This window comes from Streptomyces sp. SID1328, assembly GCF_009865595.1.
Lineage (GTDB): Bacteria > Actinomycetota > Actinomycetes > Streptomycetales > Streptomycetaceae > Streptomyces > Streptomyces griseoluteus.
In genome coordinates this window covers 1-5,759 of the sequence record NZ_WWKH01000638.1, presented here as the reverse complement: position 1 = coordinate 5,759, position 5,759 = coordinate 1, and the positions used below count along the sequence as shown (strand labels likewise).

6 protein-coding genes and 1 pseudogene are annotated in these 5,759 nt (G+C 71.5%); 6 read left to right on the top strand and 1 reads right to left on the bottom strand.

From position 1 onward, the window contains the following. The 5 genes and pseudogenes from GT030_RS20795 to holA form a co-directional block, all read left to right on the top strand. Nucleotides 1-1,216, top strand: a 1,216-nt coding sequence (locus GT030_RS20795) for a ComEC/Rec2 family competence protein (RefSeq protein WP_161202391.1), incomplete at its 5' end; no start/stop codon positions are given. A gap of 232 nt (nt 1,217-1,448) precedes the next feature. Beyond that, complete coding sequence (locus GT030_RS20790) at nt 1,449-2,252, top strand: arylamine N-acetyltransferase (RefSeq protein WP_161202390.1); 804 nt, start codon at nt 1,449-1,451, stop codon at nt 2,250-2,252. Nucleotides 2,253-2,342: 90 nt separating this feature from the next. After that, a pseudogene (locus GT030_RS36625) lies at nt 2,343-2,564 on the top strand (YceI family protein); the annotation flags it as partial. Nucleotides 2,565-2,676: 112 nt separating this feature from the next. Next, a complete protein-coding gene (locus GT030_RS20780; RefSeq protein ID WP_161202389.1) occupies nt 2,677-2,922 on the top strand; it encodes a hypothetical protein in 246 nt (81 codons plus the stop codon). A 163-nt stretch (nt 2,923-3,085) separates the two neighbouring features. Continuing rightward, nucleotides 3,086-4,075, top strand: coding sequence for a DNA polymerase III subunit delta (gene holA / locus GT030_RS20775; protein ID WP_202460354.1), 990 nt, complete (start codon nt 3,086-3,088; stop codon nt 4,073-4,075). Between the two features lie 183 nt (nt 4,076-4,258). On the opposite strand, the gene rpsT is transcribed toward holA, so the two are convergent. Continuing rightward, on the bottom strand, nt 4,259-4,525 hold the full coding sequence (rpsT, locus tag GT030_RS20770) for a 30S ribosomal protein S20 (protein ID WP_030814907.1): 267 nt from the start codon (nt 4,523-4,525) through the stop codon (nt 4,259-4,261). A 228-nt stretch (nt 4,526-4,753) separates the two neighbouring features. Between rpsT and GT030_RS20765 the strand changes: the two genes are divergently transcribed. After that, nucleotides 4,754-5,759: GTP-binding protein (locus GT030_RS20765; RefSeq protein WP_161202387.1), on the top strand; the 1,006-nt coding region annotated here is incomplete at its 3' end.

Below are 5,759 nucleotides of genomic sequence, written 5' to 3'. Positions count from 1 at the left end.
GGGGCTGGCGGCGGCCGCGGCGGCGCAGGCGGCGTGCGCGCCGGTCGTGGCGGTGCTGTCGGCGCGGGTGAGCCTGGTGGCGGTGCCGTGCAACCTGCTGGTGGAACTGGCCGTGGCCCCCGCGACCGTGCTGGGGTTCGCGGCGCTGACGACGGCACCGGTGTCGATGCCATTGGCCAAGGTGCTGGCGTGGTGCGCGGGTTGGCCCGCCGGTTGGATCGCCACCGTGGCCCGTACCGGCGCGGCCCAGCCCGGCGCGGGCGTGGACTGGCCGGGAAGCTGGCCGGGGGCGCTGCTGCTGGCCGCCGTCACCGTGGCCCTCGTCCTCCTCGGCCGGCGCCTGATCCGGCACCCCTGGTGGTGCGGCGCCCTCGCCCTGCTCCTCCTGCTGGTGGTCGTACGCCCCGCCCCACTGACCCGCGCGGTCACCGGCTGGCCCCCGCCCGACTGGCGGTTCGCCATGTGCGATGTCGGCCAGGGCGATGCCACCGTACTGTCCGCCGGCCCCGGCACCGCTGTCGTCGTGGACGCCGGACCCGACCCGGCACCGGTCGACCGCTGCCTGCGCGAGCTGGGCATCACCCGCATCCCCCTGGTCGTCCTGACCCACTTCCACGCCGACCACGTGGGAGGGCTCTCCGGAGTACTGCGAGGCCGCTCGGTTGCCGCGATCGAGACCACGGGTTTCGCCGAACCCCCCGACCAGGCCGAGTCCGTACGCCGGGAGGCCGCCACCCACCACATCCCCCTCAGCACGGCAGCAGCGGGCGAGGAGCGCCGAGTCGGCCCCCTGACCTGGCGTGTCCTCTGGCCGCAGGCGGACGCATGGGCGCCCCCCGACGGCCCGAACGACGCCAGCATCACCCTCCTGGTCCACACCGCCGGCCTCCGCCTGCTCCTCCTCGGCGACCTGGAACCCCCCGCCCAACGCGAACTGCTCCACACCCCCGAGGCAGCCGGCCTCTCCCACGTGGACGTCCTGAAGGTCGCCCACCACGGCTCCGCCTACCAGGACCCCGCCCTCCTCCAGCTCACCGCCCCCCGTGTGGCCCTCATCTCCTGCGGCACGGACAACCCCTACGGCCATCCAGCCCCTTCCACCGTGGCCGCCCTCCGCTCCACCGGAGCCACGGTGCTGCGCACGGACCGGGACGGCGCGCTCGCGCTGACCGGGGCGGGCGGACTGCATGGGGGGATGAAGGTGATGCGGGACTGAGCGCCGGACGGCCGAAGCCCACAACGCTCCGGCTGCCACGCGCGACCCTGCTCTGTTGTGACCCTGGAACAGCTCGTCCGGTAGTCGTCACTCAGCCGTTCCCCGTCACGACAACGCGTCCGGCCGCACACCGACCGGGAGGGCGCCCTCGTCGTGATCGGGATGGGTGTCCCACACGCCGAGATCAAGGCGGCGCGGGACCGAGCGTCCCACCGCCCGCCACACTGGCCCCATGAATCCCACCCGGACCGACGCCTACCTCCAGCGCCTCGGCGCGGAGCGCCCCGCGCGCGCCACCACCGAAGCCTTGCGAGACCTGCACCTGCGCCACCTGCGAGCCGTGCCCTTCGAGAATCTGTCGATTCACCTGGGCGAGCCCGTCGTCCTGGAAGAGGATGCGCTGCTGGACAAGGTGGTCGCCCGCCACCGGGGCGGCTTCTGCTACGAACTCAACGGCGCCTTCGGCCTGTTGCTGGCCTCGCTCGGTTACGAGGTCCAGCTTCTCGCCGGCCGGGTCCATGGGGACGAGGGTCTCGGCATCCCGTACGACCATCTCGCCCTGCGCGTGCGGACGGTGGACGGAGGCGACCTGATCGCCGACGTGGGATTCGGCGCGCACAGCCATGGTCCGCTGGTCTTCGGCGAGCGTGGGGACCAGGCGGACCCCGGCGGTACGTTCCGGGTGGCGGAGGCGGGCGACGAGGACCTGGACGTCCTCCGGGACGGCAAGCCGCAGTACCGGCTGGAGACGCGCCCCCGCACGCTGCCGGACTTCCGCGCCGGAGCCTGGTGGCACTCCACCTCGCCGGAGTCGCACTTCACCCAGTCCCTGGTGTGCTCGCGGATCACGGAGGACGGCGGCCGGATCACCCTCAGCGGGCGGACGTTGACGACCACGGACGCCGACGGGCGCAAGACGGTAGGTGAGCTGGGCACGGACGAGGAGGTGCTCGCGGTGTACCGGGACGGGTTCGGGATCGGGCCCAGTGAAGTCCCCACGGTGCGCGACTTCAGTGGGGGCGGCCAATTCGGGTGACTCCCGGCGCATGGGCCGTACTCCCGTGATGTGGGCCCGTTTTGCTCGAAAGCCGCATCGGTGATCGAATGACCCTTCGTCAGCACAGGGGCCGTCACCGGCGGGCTCTCCCTGCACGGCGTGACCCGCACCGTGACCCTCGACACCGAGTACCTCGGCCTCGGCGACGGCATGGAGGGCGAGACCCGCGCCGCCTGCCGCGCCACCACCGAACTCCACCGCGACGACTACACGATCAACTGGCAGACCCTGCTGGCCCGTGGCATCGCGGCGATCGGACCGAGCATCCGGGTCGACCTGGACGTGCAGATGTGCCGCGCGTGCTCACGGGCTGAGCCTGCTCATGTGCGGAGCCTCCCGTCGGATGACCTCCGCGACACCCACCCCGCAGCCCGGCGCCCACGCCGTACCGGACAATGGCCCGGTGAGTGATGTGAGACATGTGCTGGTGCTCCCCGACCGTGACGCCGCCGAGGAGGCGGCCGAGGTGCTTCGGGCGCGGTTCGGCGTCGACGAGGAGCCCCGGCTCGTCCGGGACGCGCTGGCCGGCGAGGACGACGCGGAGGACGCCCAGTGGCTGCTGCTCCTGCGCGACGAGGCGGCCCGGCTGGACCCCGCCGAGCTGGACGCCTTTGCGGCCGAGTGGGAGGGCTGGCGGGAGGAGCCGTAAGCCCGCACCCCACCCCTCCGCGCCCGCCCCTCGCGCCTCCGCGCCCGCACTCCCCGCACACGCGCCCCACGCGCCCCTGACCCCCCGCCTCAGGGTCCGCTCAGGGACCGGCCAGGGTGCACGCCCGGCTTGGTTGTCCGTGCCGCGTGGGATGCTGTCAGTGATGGCAAGAAAGACTGCGAATGACGACCCTCTCGCCCCGGTGACCCTTGCCGTGGGCCAGGAGGACCTCCTGCTCGACCGTGCCGTGCGGGAGGTGGTGGCCGCCGCCCGGGCCGCCGACGCCGACACGGACGTACGCGACCTCACCCCGGACCAGTTGCAGCCCGGCACCCTCGCCGAGCTGACCAGTCCCTCGCTCTTCGCCGAGCGCAAAGTCGTGGTCGTACGCAATGCACAGGATCTCTCTGCCGACACGGTCAAGGACGTCAAGGCGTACCTCGGCTCGCCCGCCGAGGAGATCACGCTCGTCCTGCTGCACGCGGGTGGTGCGAAGGGCAAGGGGCTGCTGGACGCGGCCCGTAAAGCGGGCGCCCGCGAGGTCGCCTGCCCGAAGATGACCAAGCCGGCCGACCGGCTGGCGTTCGTCAGGGGCGAGTTCCGGGAGTTCGGGCGGTCCGCGACGCCCGAGGCGTGCCAGACGCTGGTCGACGCGATCGGCAGCGACCTGCGTGAGCTGGCCTCCGCGGTGGCCCAGCTCGTGGCCGACGTCGAGGGCACGATCGACGAGGCCGTGGTCGGCCGGTACTACACCGGCCGCGCCGAGGCATCGAGCTTCACCGTCGCCGACCGGGCGGTGGAGGGGCGCACGGCGGAGGCGCTGGAGGCGCTGCGCTGGTCGCTGTCGACCGGGGTGGCACCGGTGCTGATCACCAGTGCGCTGGCCCAGGGCGTGCGGGCCATCGGCAAGCTGTCCTCGGCGCGCGGCGGCCGGCCGGCCGACCTCGCCCGTGAGCTGGGGATGCCGCCGTGGAAGATCGACCGGGTCCGCCAGCAGATGCGGGGCTGGACGCCGGACGGGGTGTCCGTGGCGCTGCGCGCGGTCGCGGAGGCCGACGCCGGCGTGAAGGGCGGCAGTGACGACCCCGAGTACGCGCTGGAGAAGGCGGTCGTGACCATCGCCAGGGCGGCCCGCTCCCGAGGGCGGGCTTAGCGGAGCATGCCGAAGGCCCCGGCGCCTCCCTGGGAAGGGGAGGGCGCCGGGGCCTTCGGACCAAGATGCTGAAGCCACACCCGCGTGGCGAACGCAGGCCGCGTGTGGCTTCGGGATGCCGGACGGGAGCGGTTAGAGAGGGCCCGCTCGTGAGTCCCTCCGGCGGTCAGATCAGAGGGAGGTTCAGCCCTTGAGGTCCGCGACCTTGGCCGAGAGCGCCGACTTCTTGTTGGCGGCCTGGTTCTTGTGGATGACGCCCTTCGAGACGGCCTTGTCGAGCTGACGCGCGGCAGCGCGCTGGTACTCGGTGGCCTTCTCGACGTCACCCGCGGCAGCGGCCTCGCGGGCCTTGCGGATCGCGGTCTTCAGGGAGGACTTGACGGCCTTGTTGCGCAGCCGAGCCTTCTCGTTGGTCTTGATCCGCTTGATCTGGGACTTGATGTTCGCCACGAAAGGAGCCTTTACAGGTTCAGGCACGGGCCCACGAAAGGTCCCGTACCGGTGATCCAGAAATGTGTTGTCGCGCCTCGCGCTGAGAGGGCATGAGGCACAGCGCTCTACAGTACCAGCGGCCCCGACGGCGGCCCAAAACGCTCCCCGGTCGTTCCCCGTGGGACCATGGAAGCTACGTATCGATCCGACCCGAGGCATAAGGCGCCTCAAGAGACAGGACCCTGCGTGCCCGCGACCCCTAACAATGTGCCCGAGCCGAGCCGTACCGCCCCGGCTCTGATCCGCAACTTCTGCATCATCGCGCACATCGACCACGGCAAGTCCACGCTCGCCGACCGGATGCTCCAGCTGACCGGTGTGGTCGAGCAGCGGCAGATGCGTGCTCAGTACCTCGACCGGATGGACATCGAGCGCGAGCGCGGCATCACGATCAAGTCCCAGGCGGTGCGTCTGCCCTGGGCCCCGACCGAGGGCCCCGACCAGGGCACGACGCACATCCTCAACATGATCGACACGCCGGGCCACGTCGACTTCACCTATGAGGTCTCGCGGTCGCTGGCCGCCTGCGAGGGAACCGTCCTCCTCGTCGACGCCGCCCAGGGCATCGAGGCGCAGACCCTCGCCAACCTGTACCTGGCGATGGAGAACGACCTCAAGATCATCCCGGTGCTGAACAAGATCGACCTGCCGGCCGCGCAGCCGGAGAAGTTCGCCGAGGAGCTGGCGAACCTGGTCGGCTGCGACCCCGACGACGTGCTGAAGGTCTCCGCGAAGACCGGTCTCGGCGTCGACGCGCTGCTGAACAAGGTCGTCAAGGAGATCCCGGCCCCGGTCGGTGACGCGGACGCCCCCGCCCGCGCGATGATCTTCGACTCGGTGTACGACTCCTACCGCGGTGTCGTGACGTACGTCCGTGTCATCGACGGCCAGCTCAACAAGCGTGAGCGCATCCGGATGATGTCCACCGGCGCCACCCACGAGCTGCTGGAGATCGGCGTCAGCTCGCCGGAGATGCGCCCGGCCGACGGTCTCGGTGTCGGTGAGGTGGGCTATCTGATCACCGGTGTGAAGGACGTCCGCCAGTCCAAGGTCGGTGACACCGTCACCAGCCAGGCCAAGGGCGCCACCGAGGCGCTCGGCGGCTACAAGGACCCGAAGCCGATGGTCTTCTCGGGCCTGTATCCGCTGGACGGCTCCGACTACCCCGAGCTGCGCGAGGCGCTGGACAAGC

Coding starts and splice junctions, on each gene's coding strand:
- GT030_RS20790 (WP_161202390.1), top strand. CDS start 1,449: ATGAATCCCACCCGGACCGACGCCTACCTCCAGCGCCTCGGCGCGGAG.
- holA (WP_202460354.1), top strand. CDS start 3,086: ATGGCAAGAAAGACTGCGAATGACGACCCTCTCGCCCCGGTGACCCTT.